The following is a 24,648-nucleotide window of genomic DNA, read 5'->3' as shown; positions in this document are numbered from 1 at the left end:
TGGAGATTATGAAGAAGAGTCAAAATCCGCGCAGCAAGGCAATTCGGGCAGCCATGGCTTCCGCGGTCGTCATCGGGGCGGTACTGGCAACTCCGGTCTCAGCGGAAGAAAATTCAAGCAAAATCGAAGCCATCACCCTTTCTTCCGGTGGATTGGCTGAAATTCGCCGTAACGCATCGGCTGACGGTTCGACCATCTTGCGGCTGGAAGTGCCGCTCGAACATGTCGATGACATTCTGAAAAGTCTCGTCGTCCGAGATCCTGAAGGCACGGTCGGCGCGATGACGCTCGATGGCCTGTCGCCCGTAGAAGAGACGTTTCGGCGGCTGCCCTTCACGCCTGAGCAGATGGGGTCGCTGCCGGATCTCGCGGCGTCCCTTCAAGGTGTGAAAATTCGCGCCTCGTCGGGAGGGCGCACTCTGGACGGCGTCGTTCTGGGCGTTAGTAGCCAGAAGAGCACGAATCCCGAAAACGACATCGAGGAGCGCGTTCTTTCCGTCATGGCTGACAATGGCGAAATCAAAGTGCTGAGAATGGGAACCGATACGGCGCTCAGCATTCTGGATGATTCAGTGCTTGAGAAGGTGCGGGAGGCGGCAAATGTCAGTGGGCGCGGACGAACGGATGAAATCCGGGTAATTTCCCTGGAATTGTCGGGCGAGCGCAGCCGCTCCATCACGCTTACATATCTTGTGCCAGCTCCAGTTTGGAAAGCGGCCTACCGCTTGGTGATCGGGAATGATCAAAAGGCGCGTCTTCAGGCTTGGGCGGTCGTCGAAAATGCAACCGGTGAAGATTGGGACGAGATAGCGCTGACCCTTTCGTCGGGCGCGCCGGTAACGCTCTCCCAGCACCTGCATCAGCGTTACTGGCATGAACGGCAGGTCGTTCCTGTCACAGCGGGAAGCACGTCTGCGCCCAGACCGGACAATTCCAAGGCAATGATAAGTGCCGCTGGCGCAGCTCCGGCGCTGCGCAGGAGTGAGCCTTTTGCGGAGGTTGAAGCCTCTTTTGCCGGCGATATGGCTGCACTCGCACCCGCTTCCCGGCAAGCCGAACAGAATGAAGGCATGACCTCCGCCACTTACAGGCTGCCCCAGCCTGTTGATCTCAAGGCGGGCCAGACGCTTTCGCTGCCTTTTGTCGATGATGAGGTGCCGGCCGAGCGCGTATCGGTCTTTCAGCCGGGGCGAAACGAAAACCATCCCATCGCGGCATTGTTCTTGAAAAACGACAGTCCGGGGAGCCTGCCGCCGGGTATTCTCACCGTCTATGACGATCAGAACGGATATGTCGGCGATGCCCAATTGGCCGGTCTGCCTGCTGGTGAAAGCCGGATGGCAAGTTTTGCCGCCGATAGGAAGGTAGAAGTCGCGACACAGACGCGTCCGGAGGAAAATATCAGTCAGATTTCCGTTGTTGATGGCAGCGTTCGCATCACCCGGCTTTCTCGTGTCGTCACCACCTATACAATAAAAGGGGCCGCGGACGCTCCGCGAACCGTGATCATCGAGCATCCCCGGCGCGATGGATGGAATTTCACCTCAGAGTCACTTGATAGCGTCACGCCGACGCATCAAAGGCTGCGGACTGAAATTGAGCCTCGCGGTCAAGCCGAAGTGGTGGCAACTGACGAAATGAAACAGTTGGAGGTCTTCGCACTCGTCGATGCGTCGTCCGATGCCTTGTTTGGCTGGGCCGGGTCGGTTGCCGATTCCGAGACAGCTTCCAAATTCACGAAACTTGCCGAATTGCGGCGGGGAGTTGCCGAGGCCGAGCGTGTGGTGGGTGAGATCGAGCGCGATCTGGACCGGGCCTCGGAAGGCCAGAGCCGCATTCGTGAAAATCTTGCCGCCGTGCCTGCCGACAGTGCTTTAGGGCAGCGCTATGTCGTGATGCTCGAACAGGAAGAAGACAACATAGAGGGTCTCGGCAAACGGCGTGGAGAAGCCGAAACCAAAGTAGAGGAACTTCAGGAAGAGGTCGCCGCGTTCATTCGAACTTTCTAGCGTGCCTGATTTTGGGGTCAGCAACTACCGCTTGGTTTCCAGCGGACGCAAACGACACAGAGGAAATGCCTGGCAGGTGACGAAGAGCAGCGGACCTTCTTTCGGATGGGCAGCGTTGATCCTGCTTCTGTGGCTGGCGACTGTCGGATTATTCCTTCTGCTTAACACCAGTGCAGCGATCCAAAGAGCCACCGACGAGTTAAACGCCACGGGCTTTGCGCTGGACAGGGTCATTTCGCAACGCGTGGCCCAGCACGATGCTCATCTAACCAGTCTCATCGCGCTTATTCTTGCCACCGATGCCTCGCAGCAGCAGTCCGTCAGGCAGGTGGCCCAGAGCATCATGCGGTTTTATCCGCGCATTACCGGCATCATTCTGGTCGAACTTGCCGAGGCTAGTGACCAGGCAATAGTCACTTTGAGGCCAGTTCTTGCTGTTCCGGAGAATAATGGCGCTGTCGACCATGCGGCATTTTCCGCCTCGATTTTCCAGCAACGCGCGGGCGAAGTTCGAACCTATGTCGATAAGGACCTGCCCGGTCATTACATACTGGGCAAAAAGGTAAACGACACCAATCCGGGCCTTGCCGTGATTATGCGCATTGATCCCTCCCGGCTAGTCGAGCCGGAAGAGTTGCCGGAATGGGCTCATTTGCGGCTGAATATCGATGGTCAAACCGTTACAGACCGCCCCGCTGCACAATTTCCGTCTTCATGGCTCCCGCTGCCGCGATTCAGCAGGATGATTGACAGCCAGTCTCAGCCGCTTCTGCTCTCCTTGGAACGCCCGCTCGCGCTTTTCGATGTCATCGATTTGCGGCTCCTGTCCGGTGTGGCTTTGACTTCGCTGATCGGCTTGCTGCTGTTCAGTTTCGGATGGCGCCAACGCATGAACGCTCACCAATCGAGGCTGGCCGCATCGGCGGCAGAAGAGCGTGCAAAGCTTCTGGAACGCGAGACGCGCCTTGCCCATGCATCGCGCGTCAATTCGCTGGGCGAGCTGGCATCCGGCATCGCGCATGAGTTAACCCAGCCTTTGACGGCATTGATGAGCCAGAGCCAGGCAGCGCAACGTCTTTTCGACCAGGAGCCGACTGAGCAGGCAACCGCACTGCTGTCACAAGCGCTGAAAGCCAATGTGCGCGAGGCAAAACGCGCCGGTGAGATGCTGAAGCGTATGCGCGACTATATCAGCAACCGCGAACCAACGCGGATACCGACCGACATCAATCAGGTCGTTCGCGATATTTCCAACCTCGTGAAAGCGGATCTTGAGCGGCGCGCGATTACCCTGAAACTGGAATTGTCGCCAGCGCTTCCCATCCTTCATGCCGACCCCGTGGAACTGGAGCAGGTTTTGAACAATCTCGTCCGAAATGCAGCCGACAGTCTGGAGCAGGCGGCTTCTTTGCGGCGGGAAATCCGTATCGAGACGGGATTGCAGGACGACAGCATCATTGTCGCCGTTACCGACGATGGCCCCGGTATTGCCGATACGGTTCTGCCGCGTCTGTTCGAGCCTTTTTTCACTACGAAACAGGATGGCATGGGGCTTGGGCTATCGCTCTGCGCGACGCTTGTGGAGCGCATCGGCGGCAGGATCACGGCAGACAATGCGCCGGAAGGCGGCGCACGGTTCACGATCATCATGCCAGCCGCTTCACCAGCACCACAGGATATATCATGAGCCGGTCACGCATTTATCTTGTCGACGACGATGAAGCGGTGCGGGAAGCGCTGTCGCTGCTGCTGCAAACCTATGGGATGACTGTTGAGGCATTTGCCGATCCGGCGACATTTCTCGCGCATCTCGATACGGCGCGCCCCGGCTGCATGTTGATCGACCTCCGAATGCCGATGATCAGCGGCCTGCAATTGCAGCAGAAGCTGACAGAACGCGGCATCGATTGGCCAATCATCATGATTACCGGACATGGCGATGTGAATGCATGTCGCAGGGCTTTCAAAGCAGGCGTGATGGATTTTCTGAGTAAGCCCATCGATGAAGACGTCCTTCTGGATGCGATACAGGCAGCAGGCAAGATACTGGAAGAAAGGCTGGAGCGACGAGAGGCTGCCGATCTGCTTGGCACGCTGACAACACGCGAGCGCGAAGTGCTGGACATGGTCTGTCAGGGCTTCGCGACCAAAGACATCGCAGCGGCGCTCGACATATCGGCTCGAACGATCGACGCTCACCGCGCCAACATCGCCGAGAAGCTGGGAACGAGCTCGGTTGCCGAGTTTGTACGGCTGACACTTGCCGCTCCAGGCCCGGATGTAGGTAGGAGTACCTAGTCATCCCTGTGGCATCGCGGATTCAGCAAAAAATGTTCAGCCTGTAGATCTGTTGTCAGAAAGCAGGAGCTTTCAATCAACGGACCCAGGAGAACCAACATGAAGCGTATCATTCTCGCAGCAACAGCAGCACTTGCAATGACATCCGCATCGTCTGCGCAGCTTCTGCAGGAAAAGAACATGCCGCTCGATATTGCGGTCAGCATTGCCCAGGAAGCAGTCACCGCATGCTCGGCACAGGGCTATAATGTTTCGGCTGCCGTCGTTGACCGCGCCGGTATTCTGCGTGCACTTCTGCGTGCCGACAATGCGGGTGCGCACACACCAGAAGCTGCGCGTCAGAAGGCGTATACGTCGGCTTCGTCCCGCACCCCGACCAGCATTATGGCCGAAAACATTCAGAAGAATCCTACGGCCGGCGAACTTGCGTCGATCGATGGTTTTCTGGTTCTGGCAGGCGGTGTTCCCGTCAAGGCCGGCGAGGAAACCATTGGCGCAATCGGTGTCGGCGGCGCGCCCGGCGGCCAGTTCGACGAAGCCTGCGCGCTCGCTGCGCTGGAAAAGGTTCAGGACCAACTGAACTGAACATTAAAGAATGCAAGCGCGCTGCCTCTTTTGGCGGCGCGCTTAATGCTGAACACGAAGATAGTGGCGACGGTGTGCAAGACTCAATCGCGCATCGATTCCCGCTTTAGCCCAAGCAGTTCGACCGTGCTTATTCCGTCGCGGATGGCGCGGCGCAGTTCGACTTCGCGTTGCTCGCGCTGGGCGCATTTTTCGGCCAGTCCGGCAAGCTCCAGCTTGCCGACGACCACCAACCCATCTTCATCACCCACAATGATGTCGCCGGATTCGACCGCCTGATCGCCAAGCCGGATTGGAGCGCCGATCCTTCCTGCATGCAGTTTGGTCGTGCCTTTGATGCAGAGGCCGCGCGAGAACACCGGGAAATTCATGGCTCTGATCGTTGTCGCATCGCGAATGCAGCCATCGATCACAAGCCCGGCGATACCTCTTGCGATGCAGGCTTCAGCCATGACGTCGCCGAAGGGACCGTCGTCGAGCGATCCTTCATGATCGACCACAAGAACGTCTCCCTCGCGGGCGCCTTCGATTGCCAGATGAAGCGGTAAATTGTCTCCCGCCGGACAAAAAACAGTTAGTATCGCGCCATGAAGCCGCATTTCCGGGGAAACAGGCTTCAGGAAATGAGGAAGCGCGCCGCACTGCCCGTTCGTTTCGTGAATAGTCGCGGATGAAAACGCTGCGAGTTGCGCGATTTGGGCACGCTCCGGGCGTTCGAAATCGAAGACCGCTGTCATGAAATAGCCCCTAGCCGTCGTCCGGCCAAGACCGCAACGGGGCCTTGACCGGACGAGTATCTTTAAGCGTTCAGGCTGCGGGCTGACCGATCCGCACCGTGAGTGCTTCCAGACCTGCGATCGTTCCGACAAGCACATCGCCGGGCTTCACTGGCCCGACGCCATGCGGTGTGCCGGTCAGAATGATGTCGCCGGGCTTCAATTCGAAATAGGTCGACAGATTGGCGATGATTTCTGGAATTTTCCAGATCAGCAGATCGATATCGGACACCTGACGGGTTTCGCCATTGACGGTGAGCTTGATTTCACCACCGGCGATATGACCGCTTTTGTCGGCGGGCGTGATAGGTCCGCATGGGCAGGACTGGTCGAACGACTTCGCGATCTCCCATGGTTTGCCATTGCCCTGAATATCCCGGCGCGTCATGTCCAGAGCGACGCCATAACCGTAGATATGGCTCAGCGCGTCATCTTCTGAAATGTTGTAGCCGCCCGATTTGAGGGCGATCACCATTTCCATCTCGTGATGGTAATCGGCGGTTTTCGTCGGATAGGCGACGACGCTGTCGTTCAGCACGATCGCATCCGTAGGTTTCTGGAAGAAGATCGGCGGATCGCGATCCTCATTCCCGCCCATTTCGCGAACGTGCGCGACGTAGTTGCGCCCGACGCAATAGATCCGCCGCACCGGAAAGCGCTCAGTGGTGCCGGTGATTTCCAGGCTGACCTGCTCCGGTGCCTCAATGGCAAAGCCGTTCTTACTCATTCAGATTTCTCCTCCAAAATTTCCCAATATGTGAACTTATAATACACATTTCTTGCATGTCATATAAAATATCTACGATTTTGACAGATGATAAAAATAATGTAGGCTGCTAATGTTCGTGAAAGACAGCAGAAAACTGCGGATGAAAATGGGAGGAAAAACTATGGGACTGGGAGTCTATTTATCAGGCGCATTCCGTACCGGATTGGTCGCCTTCGCATGTTTTGCGCTTCAGCCATCGGCGCAGGCGCAGGATTTGAAAGACATTACCGTCGTGGTGCCGAACCCTTCGGCGCTGAATAATTTTCCGCTCTTCGTCGCATTGGGCGAAGGCTATTTGAAAGACGAAGGGCTCAATGTAACGGTCGAAGTCGTCAACGGCTCGGCATCCGTCTTGCAGACCATGGTGGCAGGGCAGGCCCAGATCGGAAATCCAGGGCCCGGACCGCTTCTTGGCGCACGCGCACGCGGTGAGGATGTTGTTTTCATCTACAATCATTTTCCAAAATCCGTCTTCGGTCTGGTCGTAAAGGATGAATCCGAGGTCAAGGAACCCAAGGATTTGAAGGGTGCTGTCATCGGCGTAGGCACTGCCGATGGTGCTGAAGTCGGCTTTACCCGCGCAATTATGGGCGAGGTCGGTCTTGAAGAAGGCAAGGATTATGAATTCCTCGCCGTTGGCGATGGTGGAACCGCCGTTGCCGCCTTCATGAACAACGAGATTTCCGCCTACGCTGCTGCGGTCAGCGACTCTGCAATCATTCAGTCCAAGGGCATCCCGCTGCGTGAAATCACCCCGGAGCCGGCACTAGCCTATTTTGGCAATGGATGGGCCGTGACCCGCGCCTACATGACCGAAAACCCGAAAGTTATCGAAGGTTTCGGCCGCGCTCTGGTCAAGGGCGTGAAATTCGGCATGGACCCCGCCAATCGTGCGGCCGTGCTCGAACATGCAGCCACGGGCAATCCGCAGGAAGGCGAAGACAAGGCGTTTGCCGATACCTTGTTCACGGCCATCCAGGAGCGCATGACGCCGGTCGATAAGTCCACGCCATGGGGCTTCCAGCCGCCGGAACATTGGAAGATGTGGCATGAAAGCCTGGTCGAGACGGGTGCTCTGAAAGCTCCGCTCGATGATCTGAATGCCGCCTACACGAATGATTTCGTGAAGGTATGGAACGAATGAACTCCGCAGCGGAGGCCATTCGGCAGCAGGTCGACCCTCAGGGTCGGCCTGTCTACCAACTCAGACAGGTCGCGAAGAGTTATGCGCGCGGAAATCTGCATGCCCTGAACAAGATCGATCTGACCTTGGCCGAGGGAACGTTTTCCTCGGTCATTGGTCCTTCGGGATGCGGCAAGTCCACGCTTTTGAAGATCATGGCCGGACTTGTCCCGCCGACCGAAGGCAGTGTCATTCTGGAGGGGAAACCGGTAACGGGTCCGCGCAGAGACATCGGCATGATGTTTCAGCAGGCCACCTTGTTTCCCTGGCGCTCGACCTTGGAAAACATCGTCCTGCCGATCGAGATCCGCGATGGGCGCGAAGCCGCGAAAGCCAGTCACGCCGACGCAAAAGCCCTGCTTGAGCTTGTCGGCTTGAAGGGCTTCGAAAAAGCGATGCCGAGCGAACTATCGGGCGGCATGGCGCAAAGAGCCTCGATCTGCCGGATGCTGATTACCAAACCGGCAGTGCTGCTTCTCGACGAGCCTTTCAGCGCACTCGACGAATTGTCCCGCGATTTCATGAATATGGAATTGCAGAGAATTTGCATGGAGCGGAACGCGACAGCCTTTCTGGTAACGCATTCGATTCAGGAAGCGGTGATCCTGTCCGACATCGTCTACGTCATGTCGCCGCGTCCGGGGCATTTCGTAGAGGCCATAGAAATCGACCTGCCGCGCCCGCGTTCGCTCGACATGATGACGGAGCCCAAATTCGGGTCTTACGTCAAACGCATCCGCGCCAGACTGGATAAGGGAGCATTCATATGAGCGATACTCCTGTTCAATTGGATGAGATCGTACATACGACATGGAGCGAACCGGTTTCGTTTCTGGATCGTCTTCCCCGCTGGGTGGCGATGTTGGGATTGTTTCTGGCATTCATCGCCATCTGGCAAATGATCTATCTGTTCGGCTTCGTATCGCCGATCATCCTGCCTTCGCCGGGCGAAACCGCAGAGGACATGATTTTCGTCGGCACGAACCTTGTGACCGGCGGCTACATGCTCAACGCGCTCTGGATAACGGTAAAGGAAGTCATCTTCGGCTTTGCGATCGCGATCAGCATCGGCTTCGTGCTGGGTGTGATCGTTGGCGAAACCGCTTTTGGCGAACGGGCCGTTCTCCCCTATCTCGTTGCCATCGACACGATGCCGAAAGTTGCCTTTGCGCCGCTGTTTCTGGCCTGGCTCGGTTTCGGCATCGCATCCAAGGTCGCGCTGGCCGCTTTCATCGCAACATTTCCCATTGTCGTGGGAACGGCAGCGGGGTTACACGCGGCAGATGAAAATGCGCGCATGCTTTTCAAGACCATGGGGGCAAGCCGCTGGCAAACGCTGTTCAGGATGAAAATCCCGCTAGGCCTTCCGCAGATGTTCACCGGGCTTAAAATCGCCTCGGTCGGTGTCATGGCGGGTGCGATCACCGGCGAATTCCTGGGCGGCGGCAAAGGGTTCGGGGAACTCATTCGCGTCGCGGCCTCCCAGCTCAATACGCCACGGGTTTTTGCCCTCATCATCTTCCTGAGCTTGCTCGGACTAACTCTCTTCTGGAGTGTCGCCTGGGTGGAGCGACGCTTTGTATTCTGGCACAAGGCCAGCGTAGCCGAAAAAATGGCGTCCTGAATTGCAGGGCGCCTGGGATATCGTATGAATTCGAAAATTGAGCTTATCGACAGCATTTCCGAGAAAACGACCGCAGCGACGATCGTTTATCAGCAATTGCGGCTGGATATCCTGAAGGGCACTCTCAAACCCGGCCAAAAGCTCCAGATCGAAGCGATCGGCGCTCGCTATGAAGCGGGCGCCAATCCGGTTCGCGAGGCGCTCAACCGTCTTTCCTCCGAGCGTCTGGTCGACCGGATAGATCAGCGCGGCTTCTTCGTGCCGCATATTTCTCTGGAAGATTTTCGTGAACTCGTGAAAACCCGGTGCTGGATGGAAAGCATCGCCTTGGAGCAATCCATTCTCAACAAAACGCCGGAATGGGAGAACAATATCGTTCTCACCTTCCATCATCTGTCCCGCACGCCCATCCGCATGCCGTCCGATGGCGGTGACAATTCCGACTGGGAAGTCAAGCACAGGGCGTTTCACAACGCTCTCATTTCCGCCTGCGGATCTTCATGGCTGTTCGGTTTTTGCAACGAAATGATGGATCACGCCGAGCGCTACCGATACATCTCGATGGTCGGCACCTACCCGCGACGCGATTCAAATCACGAGCATCGGATGATCATGGAAGCCACCCTCGACGGCAATGTCGAGCAGGCGAAAAAAGAGCTCGTCGCGCAATACATGCTGACCCTCACACTTGTCGAAGAACAAGCCGAGAAGCTTCAATATTAGCGCTGCAGAATGAGGGCGGATGGTTGTGTCAGCCAATCTCCCCACCTGTGGGGGAGATGCCCGGCAGGGCCGAGGGGGCGCTGTCCCGCCAGCATTTTTATTTAAAAATGAACCGCTTTAATCGAGAAACGTATCTTCGATCGGCTCCCACTTGCCGTCATTCGACGTGAATTGCGGGATGTGGGCGAGGCTGCGGATAAGGCGTGCATCTTCGCCCAGCGTTTCTTGCCAGTCGCGCGCTTCGGTCAGGATCACGCCGATGCCCACGACGTTGCCGCCAGCGCTGCGCACGAGATCGACCGAGCCTTTCAGGCTGGAACCAGACGCCACGACGTCATCCACCACGACCACGCGCTTTCCCTTGAGCAGCGGGACAGATTGACGATCCAGCAGAAGCTGCTGCTCGCCCTTCGACGTAATGGACGAAATGCGTTGAACCAGTGCATCGCCGAGATGGATTTTCGGCGACTTCTGCAGAATTACATAGTCGTCGAGGCCAAGAGCGCGACTCACTTCTATAGCGACCGGAATGCCAAGTGTTGCGGCACCGACGATGATGTCCGGTTGAAGGTCGCGCAGTTTTTCAGCCAATTGACGGCCGATATGCTCACCGAATTTGACGCCGAGATCGATCACTATCATCAGCGAAATCGCGAAATCCGGTTTGATCGCGACAATCGGAAGATCGACGGTCAATCCCGCAACATCGACCGGCCAGGTCTGGTTCGTAACCGGTGAGGGCGCATTGGTCGTCATAGGGTGGTTCCTTTTTGCGGCAGGCGTGGTTCGACGAGAAGGCCGACATTGCGCCATGTCGTGCGCTTGCGGCTCATGTCGAAACCATAGATCGAAAGGGAAAGCGAGATAGCGTGCGCCATGCGAATTGCCTGCACCAGAAGTGGCACGCCGCGCGCCAGCGCAAAACGCAGTCGGACAGGCAGAGACACATCGTCGATCTCCATGCCCCTGGCGCGCTGCGCATCGGCAATGCGCTCGAAATCCTCGCGCAGCATCGGAATGATACCGAAAGTCAGCGACAGAACAAGTGTCACGATCGGCGGCAAGCGGGCAGCACTCGCCGCTGCCAGAATGGAACCGGGGGTGCTCGTCTCCATGACGAAGTAGAACGCCGCCGTCGTGGTTACGAGGCGCGCCGCCATGCCAAGCGCGATTTGCAATGAGTCAGCGAAACTCTGACCTTGCAGCATGAGGTTCAGAATCCAGCTTGCCACGACAAGCAGCACCAGCAGCGTGGCGCCTCTGATGTAGCTGCCGAGCCCCGGCACACGCACGATGGCCATGAAGGCAACGGAGGCAAACGCCAGAGGCACGCCGTAGCGCCAGTCCGGCATCAGCCAGGCAATCGTCATGACGGCGAAGGCTGCCGCGAGCTTGACGAAGAAATTGACGTCGTGAATACGGGTCATGCCGCAGCACCTCTCGCAAGCACCGAAGGAATTGGCCAGCCAAGTCGCTGAAACGCCGTACTGGCCCAGCCGTCGCCGGTCGATCCATTGAACACGATCTGACCGTCATCGAGAATGAGCGTGCGCGAGGCGACCTCTTCGACGAGGTCGAGATCGTGCGAGATCAGCATGATGGCGTGGCCGCGAGAAATCATCGTGTTGATGAAGAGATCGAGCATGTTTCGGCCATGGATGTCGCGCGCGAGCAAAGGCTCGTCGAGGATCGCGATGGATGCCTGTGCGGCATCGGCACAGGCAAGGCCCAGCAAGCTTTGCTGGCGCGCCGAAAGCGCAAACGGATTTGCGTCCGTCAGATCAGAAAGCCCGTATTTTTCCAAAGCGGCGCGTGCTTTGACGGTCGCCGCATCATCGGCCTTCCCACCTGCCGTGATTGCGAAGAGGACTTCTTCCAGAACGGTCATGTTGAACAGGATGCGCCGCATATTCTGGGGTAGATAGGCAATCGAACGCGCCCTCCGCGCGACTGTCCATTCGTTTGCGTTGGCACCGCCGATGGTGATCGTTCCCGTGGCGATCTTGGCGAGCCCAAGAATCGCTTGGAACAGCGTCGTCTTGCCCGCACCGTTGCGACCGATCAGGCCAACCACTTCGCCGCCCTTTATGTGTAGGCTGGCATTTCGCAGAACGGGGCTGCCGTCAGGGCGCTTGAGGCGGGTTTCGATACCGCTGACGGATAGCAGTTCTCCGCCGGTCGCATGAGATTCGAGGCGGTTTTTCGTGCGGCGCGGCGGCAGTATACCCGCGTCGATCCAGGGCTTTTGCTGACCCATGATTGATCCCGCTTCATAGGGCTCTGACAACCGCCCGGCGACCAGCAAACGCACGCTGCTCGCGATGGTCTCGAATGCGGTCGGGTCCTGCTCCGCGATCAGCAATCCCGTTGTTTCATTCACAGTTGCAGCCAATATCGCCGCCAGCCGCGCACGGGCGGATGGGTCTAGACCGGTCGTCGGTTCGTCCAGCACCATGATGCGCGGTGAGGCAGCGCGGGCGGCAGCGATTGCCACCATGCGTCGTTCGCCGCCCGAAAGCGTCAGCACGCGGCGTCCGCGCAAGGCGTTCAGGTGCAATTCGTTCAGAAGCTCTTCAATCCGCGCGCGGATTTCAGCCTTCGGCGTGCCGCGATTTTCCAAGGGAAACGCGATCAGATCCTCGACGCTCAAATCCCAAAGCTGGTCTTCGACATTTTGCGTAACGCTGCCGATGGTGGTGTAGAGAAAATCCTTGGAGACGGAGCGCAGATCCTGTCCGTCCAGCAGAATTTCGCCGGAGAACCGGCCGGGCGTGACGAGCCGCGGGATGATGCCTGCGACGACATTGAGCAATGTCGTCTTGGCCGAGCCCGCAGAACCGCAAATGAGCAGGCGCTCACCTGCGGCAAGGCTCATCGAGGCTTCGGCAACGACCAGAGGCGCGTCGCCGAAACCGACATTTACATTCTTTAAATCAAGCACAATGGTCTCGTTTTGCGCCTAGAAGCGCGTGAAGCCTGAAGGATGCGCGCTTTTGAGAATCTTCAGCGCGGGGATAACGAGCAGAGGCGTACCAATCAACATCGGCACGATGTCCGAGAGCCCCAGATACATCACCGCCCACCAGAATGGGAAGATGCCGAGATAGGCAAGGCTTGCGGAAACGGCAGCAACCATGACCAGCCCGGTAATCAGGCAGGCTGCTGCAATTTTAATCAGCGTGTTGCGATTGAAAGCGGTCTTGGCCGGATCAAAAAGCAGGCCGGGTACGAGGCCGGTCAGGCCGACCATGATGCCATCGACGATAAGCGAATGGGCAGGAATGAATGTACCGGCGAGCAGCGACCAGACAATCGTGCCGAGATAGCCGCAGATGAAGCCGCTTTTCCAGCCGAGCAGAATGCCGACCAGCGGCGGCAGAAACGCGAAAATGCGCCACTGGATGACGCCGGGCACGAGCTGGATGGGATTTGCATAGGCCCACAGCACGCCGGTTGCGGCAGCCGCGACGATTGAAAGCACGATGGGGAATAGCGTATTCCCGTCGGTATTGACTGTGGTTGTCGATTGCATGGCGATGACCCCTGTTGCGCCTCCCAGTGGAAACGACAGCAAATCTCATGCCACGCAGATCACTGAAAATCCATGCAAGTTTTGCGTGTGGAAAAAGCGTTATGCCGGATCGAGCAGGCGCGGGCCAGCGCCCTCATCTGCGAGTTCGTCGTGAGGATTGCGCAACGGGCACTCCTGTAGCGAGAGACAGCCGCAGCCGATGCAGCTTGAAAGCTGATCGCGCAATCCGGTCAGGCGTTCGATGCGCGCATCGAGGTCTTTTCGCCAGGTCGCGGAGAGCTTTTCCCAGTCAGCGGCGGTTACGGGCCGGTCCTGCGGCAGCGATGCCAGTTGTTCGCTGATCTCCGCCAGCGAAATACCGGTGCGCTGCGCAACCTTGATGACGGCAACCCGTCGCAGCACCGAGCGATGATAACGCCGTTGATTGCCGCGGTTCCGCGCGCTGGAAATCAGCCCCTTGGCTTCATAGAAATGGATGGTCGAGACGGGCAACCCGCTGCGCTCGGCGACTTGCCCCACGCTGAGTTCCGATTTGATGGCCATTGCAAAACCTCATCTATAATAGAGGTTTTAGCGCATCGGCCATGAAATCGGAACCGCCGGCGTTTACTGGGCGCTGGCGATCACTTGCCCGCGCGAGGCTTGCGGCAGATAGCGCGCGATAAGCTCTTCGACATGGCTGTTGCGCGCGCGCGCCGTATCGCCGCCCATAACCACGACGACAAGCCGCTTTCCGCCCGTATTCACTGAGGTCACGATGTTGAAGCCGGAAGCGCGAATATAGCCGGTCTTGAGGCCATCGACGCCTTCGACGCTGCCGATCAGATCGTTGTGGCCGCGCACGGTCTTTCCGTTGTGCACGAAGCTTTTCTCGGAGAAATAGTGATAATGCGTCGGAAAGCGTTTGCGCAGGGCAAGGCCAAGCACCGCCATGTCGCGTGCGGTCGTTTTCTGAGCTTCGTCCGGCAAGCCGGAGGCGTTTACGAAGAAGGTGTTGCGCATGCCCATCTGGCGCGCCTTGGCGGTCATGATTTGCGCGAAGCCCTCTTCGGTGCCGCCGAGAAGTTCACCCACTGCCACCGCTACGTCGTTGGCCGATTTGGTCGAAAGCGCCCGGATCGCCGTATCCACGTCTATCGAGCTGCCGGATCGCAAGCCAAGCTTCGACGGCGGCTGGCGCGCTGCATTTGCGGAAACCGGAATCTGCGTCGACTTGGAGATGCGGCCTTCCTGCAGTGCTTCGAACATCAAATAGAGCGTCATCATCTTGGTGAGAGATGCCGGGTAGCGCGGCGCATCGGAATTCGACTGGAAAAGCACCTTGCCATTGTTCGCATCGACAACCAGCGCGGCATATTTGGTGGGCGCTGCCGAAACAATGGGAGAGGGAACATCGAGCGCCGATGTCGTGCTGCACGCCGAAAGGGCGAACATCATGACCAGAAGCGCCGCGAAACGCGTGAATATCGATGAAAATGCAGCGTCTTTCGGAACCAACAAGCAACTCTTCCAAAAAGCAGGTGTGGCGGGACGTTTCAGCGAGTTTTGATTATCCGACTCGCAAACATTCGTCCATGCGGGAAGGAGTTCGTATTCATGCCGCATTTCGGTCTGCCCAAGCCTGTGTCATTTTGGTAGCATTAGATCGCCGTGCGTCCGCACAAAGGACGATCTGACACTTTAAGTGAGCATCGGAATAATCCGAAAACCGGTGACCACTTTTCGGTCCGATGCTCTACTATCACTATTGCGGTTCCGTTAAGCGAGGGTTGCCGATGTCCGAAATTGCTTCGATAGCTGCTGCAATTTTCAAACATGCCGGAAAGTCGAAACGCTTCGTCGTTGCCATTGCCGGTGCGCCGGGGTCAGGCAAATCGACCCTCTCTGCAAATCTTCTAGGGCTTTTCCCGGAAGGCTCCGCCGTTGTCGTTCCAATGGACGGGTTTCATTATGACGATGCAATCCTCACCAAAAAGGAACTGTTGCCGCGCAAGGGCGCTCCCGAAACTTTCGATTATGCAGGGTTCGAAACACTTATCCGGCGCATCCGCGCTGCCGATCAGGAAGTGGCGATCCCGGTCTTCGACAGGACTATGGAACTGTCGCGCGCAGCGGCATCGATCATTGGCCCGGATGTCAAATTCGTGCTTGTTGAAGGCAATTATCTGCTGCTCGACGAGGCACCATGGGCTGGCCTCTCATCGCTTTTCGATTACAGCATTTTCGTTGAAGTCGAGCGCACCGAGCTTGAACGCCGGTTGATCGAGCGCTGGCTGGATCATGATCACACGGAAGATCAGGCCCGCCAGCGCGTCACGTCAAACGATCTGCCCAATGCAGACAGGGTTCTGGCGCGCCGCCGCTCTGCAGATATGGTGATGCGCCAGAACGTATTGGATTAGCCCCGCGCCGGTATCGACAGACCTTTTTGCGAGGCAGGGCGCTCGATGGCGCGGTCAAGCCACTCCATGACCTTCGGGAAATTCTTGAAGCCAAGAATTTCGTCCGCCTCGTAAAACACCTTCACGCCGCGCACCCATGGGAAAATCGCAATGTCGGCGATCGTGTATTCGCGGCCCATGATCCACTCCCGGCCATCGCCGAGGCGCGTTTCCAGAACGCCGAGCAGGCGGCGCGATTCATTTGCATAGCGTTCGAGCGGACGTTTGTCCTCGATCTGCTTGCCTGCAAATTTGTAGAAGAAGCCGAGCTGGCCGAACATCGGGCCGATGCCGCCCATCTGGAAAAACACCCATTGCAGCGTCTCGTAGCGTGCAGCCGGATCGGCAGGCAGGAGCTTGCCGGTTTTTTCGGCCAGATAGGTCAGGATCGCGCCGGATTCGAAAAGGCCGAGCGGCTTGCCGCCGGGACCATTGGGATCGATGATTGCCGGGATTTTGCCGTTCGGGTTCAGCGAAAGGAATTCGGGCGTCCAGGTCTCATCCTTGGAGATATCGACCAGATGCGGCTCGTAAGGCAGGCCCAGCTCTTCGAGCGCAACTGAAATTTTCGCGCCGTTCGGCGTCGGCAGCGAATAAAGCTGCAACCGGTCAGGATGCTGGGCGGGCCATTTTTTGGTAATCGGGAAAGCTGAAAGATCTGACATGAAAAACTCCGAGGCGGATTTGAAAGTCGCAATCGCAGTTAGGTCTTACGGAAAGGCGCGACAAGTGCCGCACCACTCCTAGATGGCTTTGAAAGCAACAACGGCATTGGTCCCGCCGAAGGCGAACCCGTTGCTGATGGCGGCCTTCACGACCCGTTCACGCGCGACATTGGGCGTAACGTCGAGGTCGCATTCCGGGTCTTCGGCGCGATAATTGGCGGTCGGCGGGATGATGCCATCGCGCATGGCCATGACGCAGGCAATCATTTCAAGTGCGCCCGACGCGCCCATGCAATGCGCATGCATCGATTTGGTCGAGGAGACCGAAACCTTCTTCGCATGCTCGCCGAAAACGCGCTTGATCGCGGCGGTTTCGATCTGGTCGTTCGCCTTGGTGCCGGTGCCATGCGCGTTGATATAGTCGATGTCTTCCGGCGCGAGGCCCGCATCGGCCAGACACAGGCTCATCGCGGCCGCAGGCCCTTCCACGGTCGGGGCGACAATATCGGTGGCGTCTCCGCTCATTCCGGTACCGGCGATTTCGGCAAGGATCGTCGCGCCGCGTGCCTTGGCATGTTCGTAGGTTTCCAGAACGGCCATGGCCGCCCCTTCGCCCAGAACCAGCCCGTCACGGTCGGCGCTGAACGGGCGGCATGTCTCGCGGGCAAGTGCGCGAAGCGCCTCCCATGCTTTCAGCACGCCATAGATCAGCGGTGCATCGGTGCCGCCTGCCACCATCACATCGGCCCGGCCGAGCCGTAATTGATCGACTGCCGAAGCGAATGCATGGTTTGAGGATGCGCAGGCGGATGTCACGCCGAAAACGGGGCCTTTCAGCCCATATTGCATGCTGATCTGACCCGCAGGTGCGCCGGGCATGATGCGCGGCACGCAGAAGACATTCGCGCGTGTTTTGCCTTCGATGAACAGCGCGCGGTAATTTTCTTCCGCGCATTCGGCGCCGTAAATACCTGTGCCGATGATCGCGCCAGCGCGTGTCGCGTTCTTCTCATTTATCTCGATGCCGGAATTGCGCAACGCTTCGCCCGCCGCAATGACCGCAAGCAGGCTGAAACGGTCCATAGTCACAAGGCGTTTGTGGTCCAGCCCGTGCGGCGGCAGCGTTTTGATTTCCGCGCCGATGCGTACTTTGAGTTCGTGCAGGGCAGTTGTGGTGATTTCGCCGATGGCGGATTGCCCCTCGCGCATCGACTTCCAGATGGCGGGTGCATTGGTGCCGAGCGCGCAAAGCCCGCCTATGCCGGTGATGACGACGCGTTGACGGCTCATGTTTTATGCTTTTTGTGCGATAAGAGCCCGCACCGCTTCCACCATGTCGCCGACATTCTTCAGGCTGCCCCAAGCCTCGACCGTATTCATCTCGATATCGATGCCATAATCTTCCTCGAGATCGAAGATGATCTCGGTCAGTTCGAGCGAATGAATGCCAAGCGCGGTGAGTTCGGTTTCGCGCGTAATCTCGCCTGCATCCGGGTCGGCATGCGCCTTGACCTTTGTGATTATGTCGTTCGTCAGTTTGTCAGTCATTACGTGTTTCCCTAGAGTGCGCGTTTCTTGTGCGTCCACGCTTGTATTGTTTTAAGTGCGCCTATGAATGACTGCATTGCCGCCCATGACTGAAACCCCGTATCTGTATAGAAATTGAAATGACGGGTGGCAACCAGAGATCACTTTTGGCGAAAGTATAGGCTAACGATTGATGGATTCTCTGGTTCCCGACGCAATATCGGATCATTCGGCCCTCGCGGCGCAGCGCGTCAAGGGAATCGGGCGCCTGTCATGCGTCAGAAAAGACGAGATAACAGGCATTTCGCGCCTTTATCAGGAAGGCGCTGCAAAAATCCGTTTGCCCAAAACCGCCGATAGAGCGTTCCAGGCCGTGCTTATCAACACGGCCGGCGGATTGACCGGCGGCGATCGGGTCGATTGGGAGGTGGATGTCGAAGAAGATGCCGCCGCCACCGTCACCACACAGGCCTGCGAGAAAGTCTATCGCTCCATGGGCGATGAGGCGCGCGTTGCCGTGCGTTTGTCGGTCGGGCGTGGCGGGCATCTGTCCTGGCTTCCGCAGGAAACGATCATGTTCGATCGTGCACAGCTTAGCCGGACCATCGATCTCGATATGGAGGCGGATTCGCAAGCGCTTTTGCTGGAATCGGTCGTTTTCGGCCGCCTGGCGATGGGCGAGAGAACGGCCAATGGCCTGTTCAGGGACAGATGGAATGTCAGGCAGCAAGGACGCCTCGTTCACGCCGAGGCATTTTCCATCGGTCCCGATATTGGTGCGCTTTTGAAGGGGCGTGCGGTTGCCAATGGCGCGGCTGCAATCGCCAACATCCTGTTCGTCTCGCCTGAAGCCGAACAAAAGCTCGATGCCGTTCGTGCCATCATCGGCGAAGGCGGCGGCGCAAGTTTCTGGAAGGTCGCCGGAACTGGCAAGCTTCTTGCGAGGCTCATCGATGAGGACAGCTACAACCTGCGCAAACGTTTGGTGCCGCTCGTAGAGCTGCTCAACGGGCAGGCAGGTCTGCCGAAAGTTTGGTCACTTTGAGGAATTAGACGCCAATATGAACCTGACGCCCCGCGAGAAAGACAAACTTCTGATTTCCATGGCGGCGATGGTGGCGCGGCGGCGGCTCGAACGCGGCGTGAAGCTGAATTACCCGGAAGCCATAGCCCTGATCAGCGATTTCGTGGTCGAGGGCGCGCGCGATGGCCGCTCTGTCGCAGATCTGATGGAGGCAGGCGCCCACGTCATCACCCGCGCGCAGGTCATGGAAGGCATAGCCGAAATGATCCACGACGTTCAGGTCGAAGCGACCTTCCCTGACGGCACGAAGCTCGTCACCGTTCACGAACCGATCCGCTAAACCCAAGACACGCAGGACAAACCATGCTCAGGAAACTGTCGCTCGCAACCGCGCTACTGATGATAGGGGCTGCTCCGGCCTTCGCGCATCTCGATCCGACGGAGCATGGCTCCTTTGTCGCCGGTTTCACCCACCCGATTTTCGGGCTCGATCATATTCTGGCGATGGTCGCGGTCGGCCTCTGGGCTTCCATGCTCGGCGGTCGCGCAATCTGGCTGGTGCCGACAGCTTTCGTAGGGACGATGGCGTTGGGCTTCGCCGCCGCACTCGCAGGCCTTCCGCTGCCTTTCGTCGAGCCGGTCATTCTGGCATCCGTAGTGGTGCTTGGGCTGATGGTGGCGCTGGCCGCCCCGCTGCCGGTCTGGCCCTGCGCGGCACTTGTCGGCTTTTTCGCCTTCTTCCACGGTCACGCGCATGGCGGTGAGATCGGCTCTGCCGGAATAGTGCAATATGCGCTGGGCTTCATTGTCGCCACAGCCGTTCTGCACGCGATCGGCGTTGGTTTCGGGCACTTTTTCGGAAATGGCGTATTCCGCTATGTCAGCCGCGCCGCAGGTGCTGCGACCGCACTTGGCGGCGTTTTCCTCGCATTGGCGGGGTAAGTCATGATCCCCGGCGAAATCTTTCCCGCTTCCGGCGAAATCGAACTGAACGCCGGTCAGGCGGTTGTGACACTGAAGGTCGCCAATGCCGGCGACCGCCCGATACAGGTCGGCAGTCACTATCATTTCTTTGAAACGAATGAGGGCCTGCGCTTCGACCGCGATAGCGCGCGGGGAATGCGTCTCGACATCGCTGCGGGAACGGCGGTGCGTTTCGAGCCGGGGCAGGAGCGCGACGTGACGCTCATTCCCATTGCCGGAAGCCGCGAAATTTACGGATTTCAGCAAAAAATCATGGGAAAATTATAGGAAATGCGGCGCGTTTCGCGAAAAATCACGCGTAATTCGCGCCCGAATTCCTCAATTCGTCGGCTTGGCAGCCGCGAAAATCGTCACGCTCATCGACCCGTCGAATTCGACCGCCAGCACGTCGCGCATCATCACCGACCGCGAATTGATCGCGTGATACAGCATGGCGTTGCCTTCCAGTTCCTGGCGAAGCAGGACGATTTCACGCTCGCGCTCCTTCAGCTTGGCTTCGACCTCTGCGGGCGGGCCGCTGTCGACTGCATCGGGCAGAAACACGATATCGACCTTGTCGAGGTTCGACGTCTTGCGCACCGTCTCCGTATTCTCGACCGTTTTGTCGATTGCCGCGATGATACGTCCGGCGTCAGCCTCGACGCTTTGTTCTTCTTGCTGCACCTCGGAGCCGATGATCTTGTCGATCGCCTGCTCGCTCTCGAGTCCTTGAGCCGAAAGCGGCACGGTCGCGGAAGCGGATACGAGCAACGCCGCACCAAACAGGGTGTGGAGCCATGCGCGCTCATTCAGGAAGATATCGGTCATTCTCTGCCTTTTCGTTATTCAAATACTATCGAGGATGAATGCTGCTCTAACGTGCGTTCACCGCAGGCGGTTCCTTATAAGCCGAACCGCGCGCCCATTTTACTAAAGAACGAACGTGACGAAAAGCCGACAAGAGCATTCCTACGCCGCTCTATGGCTCATTTTTCAACGGACACTCCGATAAATCACCGGACGGACTGACATGCCCGCAAAAATCTCGCGCAGTGCCTACGCTCAAATGTTCGGTCCCACGACCGGCGACCGCATACGGCTTGCCGATACGGAACTTTTCATCGAGGTGGAGAAGGATTTTACCGTCTATGGCGAGGAGGTGAAATTCGGCGGCGGCAAAGTTATCCGCGACGGCATGGGCCAGAGCCAGACGACGCGCGCCGAGGGTGCCGTCGATACCGTCATCACCAATGCGCTGATCGTCGATTCCACCGGCATCTACAAGGCCGATGTCGGCCTCAAAAGCGGGCGCATTCACGCGATCGGCAAGGCCGGAAATCCCGATACGCAGCCGGGCGTCACCATCATTATCGGTCCCGGCACGGAAATCATCGCGGGCGAAGGACGCATCCTCACTGCCGGCGGTTTCGACGCACACATCCATTTCATCTGCCCGCAGCAGATCGAGGAGGCGCTGACCGCTGGTTTCACAACGATGCTGGGCGGCGGAACCGGGCCTGCCCACGGCACGCTGGCCACCACCTGCACGCCGGGGCCTTGGCACATCGCCCGCATGATCCAGTCTTTCGATTCTTTCCCGATGAATATCGGCCTGTCGGCGAAGGGCAACGCTTCGCGCCCCGCAGCCCTTGAGGAAATGATTCTGGGCGGCGCTTGCGCGCTCAAGCTTCACGAGGATTGGGGCACCACGCCTGCCGCAATCGATTGCTGCCTGACGGTTGCGGATGAATATGACGTGCAGGTCATGATCCACACGGACACGCTGAACGAAAGCGGCTTCGTGGAAGACACGGTCGCCGCCTTCAAAGGCCGCACGATCCATGCCTTCCACACCGAAGGCGCAGGCGGCGGCCATGCGCCGGACATCATCAAGGTCTGTGGCCTGCCCAATGTCATCCCGTCCTCGACCAATCCGACGCGGCCCTACACGGTCAACACGATTGCCGAGCATCTCGACATGCTGATGGTGTGCCACCATCTTTCGCCGTCGATCCCGGAAGACATCGCCTTTGCCGAAAGCCGTATCCGCAAGGAAACCATTGCGGCGGAAGACATTCTTCATGACATGGGCGCGTTTTCGATCATCTCGTCCGACAGCCAGGCGATGGGCCGCATCGGCGAAGTCGCGATCCGCACATGGCAAACCGCCGACAAGATGAAGCGCCAGCGCGGACGCTTGGCGCAGGAAACCGGCGACAACGACAATTTCCGCGTGCGCCGCTACATCGCGAAATACACGATCAATCCGGCCATCGCGCATGGTCTAAGCCGCGAAATAGGCTCGATCGAAGTCGGTAAGCGCGCCGATATCGTTTTGTGGAACCCTGCATTCTTCGGCGTGAAGCCGGACATGGTGCTGCTTGGCGGCACGATTGCGACAGCACCCATGGGCGACCCGAATGCCTCTATCCCGACGCCGCAGCCTGTCCATTATCGTCCGATGTTCGGCTCGTTCGGCAAGGCGATGACGAATTCATCCGTGACTTTCGTCTCAAAGGCAGCACTCGATTCCGGTCTGAGATCGCGTCTCGGCACGGACAAGGAAATGCTGGCTGTCGAAAACACGCGCGGCGGCATCGGTAAGCACTCCATGGTGCTCAACGATGCGACGCCTGACGTCGAGGTCGACACGGAAACCTATGAGGTTCGTGCGAATGGCGAATTGCTGACATGCGAACCCGCAACCGTGCTGCCCATGGCGCAGCGCTACTTCCTGTTTTGATTAAGGACTGAAAACAATGCTGCGTGCCATAGACCATCGCCACAGGCTGCCTGAAGGCGAAGCACCTCTGGACAGCGTGACGCTCGCGCATGACGAGCGCCATTTGCGCCGAAAGGTATTGCCGCTGAACGGCGGCGAGCGCGTGCTGGTCGATTTCCCGGAGCCGGTCATGCTTGGCCATGGCGACTTTCTCGTTCTCGAAGATGGCCGCCATGTCGGCATTCTGGCGGCGGAAGAAGAACTCTATGAGATTCGCGGGCGCGATGCGCTGCATCTGGCCCAACTTAGCTGGCACATCGGCAACCGGCATCTTGCAGCCGCAATCGAGGCGGACCGGATTTTGATCCTGCGCGATCATGTCATCAAGGCGATGCTGGAAGGTCTGGGCGCGCAAGTCAGCGATGTTGTCGAGCGCTTCCGTCCGCTTCGCGGCGCTTATTCCGGTCATGGCCACGACCACACGCATCATCATGGATAGGCAGCAGGCCTCGCTGCTTCGGCTGATGGCGTGGCTCTCGCCGGCCTTTCCGGTCGGCGGATTCAGCTACAGTCACGGGCTCGAACGCGCGGTTCACGATGGCCTGATTGTCGATCGCGCAAGTCTCGAGGACTGGCTCCGGCAATTACTCGACCATGGTTCGGGCTGGAACGACGCGGTGCTGTTTGCCGAGAGCTGGCGGCGCGCCCGCCATGGCGGCGATTTGAACGAAGTCGCAGAACTGGCCGAAGGGCTTGCCGGTTCGCTTGAGCGTCATCGCGAGACCATGCTTCAGGGCAGTGCATTTCTGACCGCAGCCAAGGCATGGCCGAGCCTCGTTTTCGAACGCCTGCCAAATGACTGCGCCTATTGCGTCGCGGCTGGTGCGATCTCCGGTGCGCATGGCATCGCTCTTGCCGATGCGCTGGCAGCATGGTTGCAGGCGTTTTCGTCCAATCTCGTGCAGGCGGCAATCCGTCTTGGCGTGACGGGACAATCCGGCGCGGTCGAAACGATTGCAGCACTTGAGCCGCTTCATCTCGGCTTGGCGTCCCGCGCGGCGGAAAGTTCACTCGACGATCTGGGCTCCGCGACGATAATCTCGGAAATCATGGCGATGCGGCATGAAACGCAGCATTCGCGCTTGTTTCGGTCCTGAAAGGCTAAAGAACATGACGAAAAACAATGGCCCGCTTCGCGTTGGCATCGGTGGCCCGGTCGGCTCCGGCAAGACGACGCTGACCGAAAAACTCTGCAAGGCCATGGCGAAGGAGTTTTCCATCGCCGTCGTCACCAACGACATCTACACCAAGGAAGACGCATTGATGCTGGCGCGTCTGCAGGCGTTGCCGGAAGAGCGCATCATGGGCGTGGAAACCGGCGGTTGCCCGCATACGGCGATCCGCGAGGATGCTTCGATCAATCTGGCCGCGATTGCCGAAATGAATGCCAAATTTCCCGATCTGGACATCGTCTTCATCGAGTCTGGCGGCGACAATCTGGCCGCAACCTTCTCGCCAGACCTCGCCGATCTGACGCTTTATGTCATTTCGGTCTGCCAGGGCGAGGAAATCCCCCGCAAGGGCGGGCCGGGCATCACGCGCTCGGATTTTCTGGTCATCAACAAGAGCGACCTTGCGCCTTATGTGAACGTCAATCTGGAAATCATGGAAGGCGACGCTGCCCGCATGCGCAGTGGCAGGCCTTTCGGCTTTACCGATCTTTCACGCAGAAAAGGACTTCAGGAGGTTGTGGATTTCATCGTCGATAATGGCGGCCTGCGCGTGGCTGAACGTCTGACGGCTTAGA

General features: G+C 58.3%; 29 protein-coding genes. 17 read left to right on the top strand and 12 right to left on the bottom strand.

Annotated elements, in window-relative coordinates; translation table 11 throughout:
• Nucleotides 1–8 precede the first annotated feature (8 nt).
• From ABFT80_RS00350 to ABFT80_RS00335, 4 genes are all read left to right on the top strand, one after another.
• Nucleotides 9–2,009, top strand: coding sequence for a DUF4139 domain-containing protein (locus ABFT80_RS00350; RefSeq protein WP_347969875.1), 2,001 nt, complete (start codon nt 9–11; stop codon nt 2,007–2,009).
• Nucleotides 2,010–2,085: 76 nt separating this feature from the next.
• Entirely contained in the window at nt 2,086–3,696 is a 1,611-nt protein-coding gene (locus ABFT80_RS00345; RefSeq protein WP_347969874.1) for a sensor histidine kinase, read from the top strand.
• Nucleotides 3,693–4,307, top strand: coding sequence for a response regulator transcription factor (locus ABFT80_RS00340; RefSeq protein WP_347969873.1), 615 nt, complete (start codon nt 3,693–3,695; stop codon nt 4,305–4,307). The genes ABFT80_RS00345 and ABFT80_RS00340 overlap by 4 nt, the downstream gene beginning before the upstream one ends.
• Nucleotides 4,308–4,406: 99 nt before the next feature.
• On the top strand, nt 4,407–4,892 hold the full coding sequence (locus ABFT80_RS00335; RefSeq protein WP_347969872.1) for a GlcG/HbpS family heme-binding protein: 486 nt from the start codon (nt 4,407–4,409) through the stop codon (nt 4,890–4,892).
• 83 nt (nt 4,893–4,975) lie between these two features.
• On the opposite strand, the gene ABFT80_RS00330 is transcribed toward ABFT80_RS00335, so the two are convergent.
• Nucleotides 4,976–5,629, bottom strand: coding sequence for a 4-carboxy-4-hydroxy-2-oxoadipate aldolase/oxaloacetate decarboxylase (locus ABFT80_RS00330; protein WP_347969871.1), 654 nt, complete (start codon nt 5,627–5,629; stop codon nt 4,976–4,978).
• A gap of 70 nt (nt 5,630–5,699) precedes the next feature.
• Nucleotides 5,700–6,395 (bottom strand): fumarylacetoacetate hydrolase family protein, encoded by a 696-nt coding sequence (locus tag ABFT80_RS00325; protein ID WP_347969870.1) that lies wholly within the window; start codon nt 6,393–6,395, stop codon nt 5,700–5,702.
• A gap of 163 nt (nt 6,396–6,558) precedes the next feature.
• Between ABFT80_RS00325 and ABFT80_RS00320 the strand changes: the two genes are divergently transcribed.
• Genes ABFT80_RS00320 through ABFT80_RS00305 form a run of 4 tightly spaced genes read left to right on the top strand, consistent with a single transcriptional unit; the run spans nt 6,559 to nt 9,967 of the window.
• Nucleotides 6,559–7,581 carry an ABC transporter substrate-binding protein gene (locus ABFT80_RS00320; RefSeq protein ID WP_347969869.1) on the top strand — a complete coding sequence of 341 codons (1,023 nt, stop codon included), beginning with the start codon at nt 6,559–6,561 and terminating at the stop codon, nt 7,579–7,581.
• Nucleotides 7,578–8,390 carry an ABC transporter ATP-binding protein gene (locus tag ABFT80_RS00315; RefSeq protein ID WP_347969868.1) on the top strand — a complete coding sequence of 271 codons (813 nt, stop codon included), beginning with the start codon at nt 7,578–7,580 and terminating at the stop codon, nt 8,388–8,390. The genes ABFT80_RS00320 and ABFT80_RS00315 overlap by 4 nt, the downstream gene beginning before the upstream one ends.
• The gene (locus tag ABFT80_RS00310) at nt 8,387–9,244 is read left to right on the top strand and encodes an ABC transporter permease (RefSeq protein ID WP_347969867.1); all 858 of its coding nucleotides are present in this window, start codon (nt 8,387–8,389) and stop codon (nt 9,242–9,244) included. The genes ABFT80_RS00315 and ABFT80_RS00310 overlap by 4 nt, the downstream gene beginning before the upstream one ends.
• A gap of 24 nt (nt 9,245–9,268) precedes the next feature.
• On the top strand, nt 9,269–9,967 hold the full coding sequence (locus ABFT80_RS00305; RefSeq protein ID WP_347969866.1) for a GntR family transcriptional regulator: 699 nt from the start codon (nt 9,269–9,271) through the stop codon (nt 9,965–9,967).
• A 117-nt stretch (nt 9,968–10,084) separates the two neighbouring features.
• Here the strand turns inward: ABFT80_RS00305 and ABFT80_RS00300 are convergent, their stop codons facing one another.
• The 6 genes from ABFT80_RS00300 to ABFT80_RS00275 form a co-directional block, all read right to left on the bottom strand.
• Entirely contained in the window at nt 10,085–10,723 is a 639-nt protein-coding gene (locus ABFT80_RS00300; protein WP_347969865.1) for a phosphoribosyltransferase family protein, read from the bottom strand.
• Nucleotides 10,720–11,394: an energy-coupling factor transporter transmembrane component T family protein gene (locus ABFT80_RS00295; RefSeq protein ID WP_347969864.1), complete on the bottom strand. Its 675-nt coding sequence runs from the start codon at nt 11,392–11,394 to the stop codon at nt 10,720–10,722. Before ABFT80_RS00295 ends, ABFT80_RS00300 begins: the two co-directional genes overlap by 4 nt.
• Nucleotides 11,391–12,908: an ABC transporter ATP-binding protein gene (locus ABFT80_RS00290; RefSeq protein ID WP_347969863.1), complete on the bottom strand. Its 1,518-nt coding sequence runs from the start codon at nt 12,906–12,908 to the stop codon at nt 11,391–11,393. The genes ABFT80_RS00295 and ABFT80_RS00290 overlap by 4 nt, the downstream gene beginning before the upstream one ends.
• 18 nt (nt 12,909–12,926) lie before the next feature.
• Nucleotides 12,927–13,499 (bottom strand): aminotriazole resistance protein, encoded by a 573-nt coding sequence (locus ABFT80_RS00285; protein WP_347969862.1) that lies wholly within the window; start codon nt 13,497–13,499, stop codon nt 12,927–12,929.
• A gap of 99 nt (nt 13,500–13,598) precedes the next feature.
• Nucleotides 13,599–14,042: a redox-sensitive transcriptional activator SoxR gene (gene soxR, locus ABFT80_RS00280; RefSeq protein WP_347969861.1), complete on the bottom strand. Its 444-nt coding sequence runs from the start codon at nt 14,040–14,042 to the stop codon at nt 13,599–13,601.
• 63 nt (nt 14,043–14,105) lie between these two features.
• Entirely contained in the window at nt 14,106–14,936 is an 831-nt protein-coding gene (locus ABFT80_RS00275; RefSeq protein WP_347970795.1) for a D-alanyl-D-alanine carboxypeptidase family protein, read from the bottom strand.
• A gap of 338 nt (nt 14,937–15,274) precedes the next feature.
• On the opposite strand from ABFT80_RS00275, the gene ABFT80_RS00270 reads away from it, so the two are divergent.
• The gene (locus ABFT80_RS00270) at nt 15,275–15,901 is read left to right on the top strand and encodes a nucleoside triphosphate hydrolase (RefSeq protein ID WP_347969860.1); all 627 of its coding nucleotides are present in this window, start codon (nt 15,275–15,277) and stop codon (nt 15,899–15,901) included.
• Here the strand turns inward: ABFT80_RS00270 and ABFT80_RS00265 are convergent.
• The 3 genes from ABFT80_RS00265 to ABFT80_RS00255 form a co-directional block, all read right to left on the bottom strand.
• Nucleotides 15,898–16,605: a glutathione S-transferase N-terminal domain-containing protein gene (locus ABFT80_RS00265; RefSeq protein ID WP_347969859.1), complete on the bottom strand. Its 708-nt coding sequence runs from the start codon at nt 16,603–16,605 to the stop codon at nt 15,898–15,900. The genes ABFT80_RS00270 and ABFT80_RS00265 overlap by 4 nt on opposite strands.
• A gap of 78 nt (nt 16,606–16,683) precedes the next feature.
• Nucleotides 16,684–17,895, bottom strand: coding sequence for a beta-ketoacyl-[acyl-carrier-protein] synthase family protein (locus ABFT80_RS00260; protein WP_347969858.1), 1,212 nt, complete (start codon nt 17,893–17,895; stop codon nt 16,684–16,686).
• A 3-nt stretch (nt 17,896–17,898) separates the two neighbouring features.
• Nucleotides 17,899–18,153, bottom strand: a complete 255-nt coding sequence (locus ABFT80_RS00255; protein ID WP_347969857.1) for an acyl carrier protein — start codon at nt 18,151–18,153, stop codon at nt 17,899–17,901.
• Nucleotides 18,154–18,325: 172 nt separating this feature from the next.
• On the opposite strand from ABFT80_RS00255, the gene ABFT80_RS00250 reads away from it, so the two are divergent.
• The 4 genes from ABFT80_RS00250 to ABFT80_RS00235 are packed head-to-tail and all read left to right on the top strand — an operon-like array spanning nt 18,326 to nt 20,407.
• The gene (locus ABFT80_RS00250) at nt 18,326–19,177 is read left to right on the top strand and encodes an urease accessory protein UreD (protein WP_347969856.1); all 852 of its coding nucleotides are present in this window, start codon (nt 18,326–18,328) and stop codon (nt 19,175–19,177) included.
• A 16-nt stretch (nt 19,178–19,193) separates the two neighbouring features.
• Nucleotides 19,194–19,496: an urease subunit gamma gene (locus tag ABFT80_RS00245; protein WP_347969855.1), complete on the top strand. Its 303-nt coding sequence runs from the start codon at nt 19,194–19,196 to the stop codon at nt 19,494–19,496.
• Between the two features lie 23 nt (nt 19,497–19,519).
• Nucleotides 19,520–20,098 (top strand): HupE/UreJ family protein, encoded by a 579-nt coding sequence (locus ABFT80_RS00240; RefSeq protein WP_347969854.1) that lies wholly within the window; start codon nt 19,520–19,522, stop codon nt 20,096–20,098.
• Between the two features lie 3 nt (nt 20,099–20,101).
• A complete protein-coding gene (locus tag ABFT80_RS00235) occupies nt 20,102–20,407 on the top strand; it encodes an urease subunit beta (protein WP_347969853.1) in 306 nt (101 codons plus the stop codon).
• Between the two features lie 51 nt (nt 20,408–20,458).
• Here the strand turns inward: ABFT80_RS00235 and ABFT80_RS00230 are convergent, their stop codons facing one another.
• Nucleotides 20,459–20,947 (bottom strand): hypothetical protein, encoded by a 489-nt coding sequence (locus ABFT80_RS00230; protein ID WP_347969852.1) that lies wholly within the window; start codon nt 20,945–20,947, stop codon nt 20,459–20,461.
• Between the two features lie 202 nt (nt 20,948–21,149).
• Between ABFT80_RS00230 and ureC the strand changes: the two genes are divergently transcribed.
• The 4 genes from ureC to ureG are packed head-to-tail and all read left to right on the top strand — an operon-like array spanning nt 21,150 to nt 24,647.
• Nucleotides 21,150–22,862, top strand: a complete 1,713-nt coding sequence (gene ureC, locus ABFT80_RS00225) for an urease subunit alpha (RefSeq protein WP_347969851.1) — start codon at nt 21,150–21,152, stop codon at nt 22,860–22,862.
• 16 nt (nt 22,863–22,878) lie between these two features.
• The gene (ureE, locus tag ABFT80_RS00220; protein ID WP_347969850.1) at nt 22,879–23,340 is read left to right on the top strand and encodes an urease accessory protein UreE; all 462 of its coding nucleotides are present in this window, start codon (nt 22,879–22,881) and stop codon (nt 23,338–23,340) included.
• A complete protein-coding gene (locus ABFT80_RS00215; RefSeq protein ID WP_347969849.1) occupies nt 23,309–23,998 on the top strand; it encodes an urease accessory protein UreF in 690 nt (229 codons plus the stop codon). Before ureE ends, ABFT80_RS00215 begins: the two co-directional genes overlap by 32 nt.
• A gap of 13 nt (nt 23,999–24,011) precedes the next feature.
• The gene (ureG, locus tag ABFT80_RS00210) at nt 24,012–24,647 is read left to right on the top strand and encodes an urease accessory protein UreG (protein ID WP_347969848.1); all 636 of its coding nucleotides are present in this window, start codon (nt 24,012–24,014) and stop codon (nt 24,645–24,647) included.
• The last annotated feature ends 1 nt before the right edge of the window (nt 24,648 follow it).

Source organism: Foliimonas ilicis (assembly GCF_039939195.1).
Classification (GTDB): Bacteria; Pseudomonadota; Alphaproteobacteria; order Rhizobiales; family Rhizobiaceae; genus Foliimonas; species Foliimonas ilicis.
The sequence above is the reverse complement of the archived record's forward strand: the minus strand, read 5'-3'. Positions and strand labels throughout refer to the sequence as shown.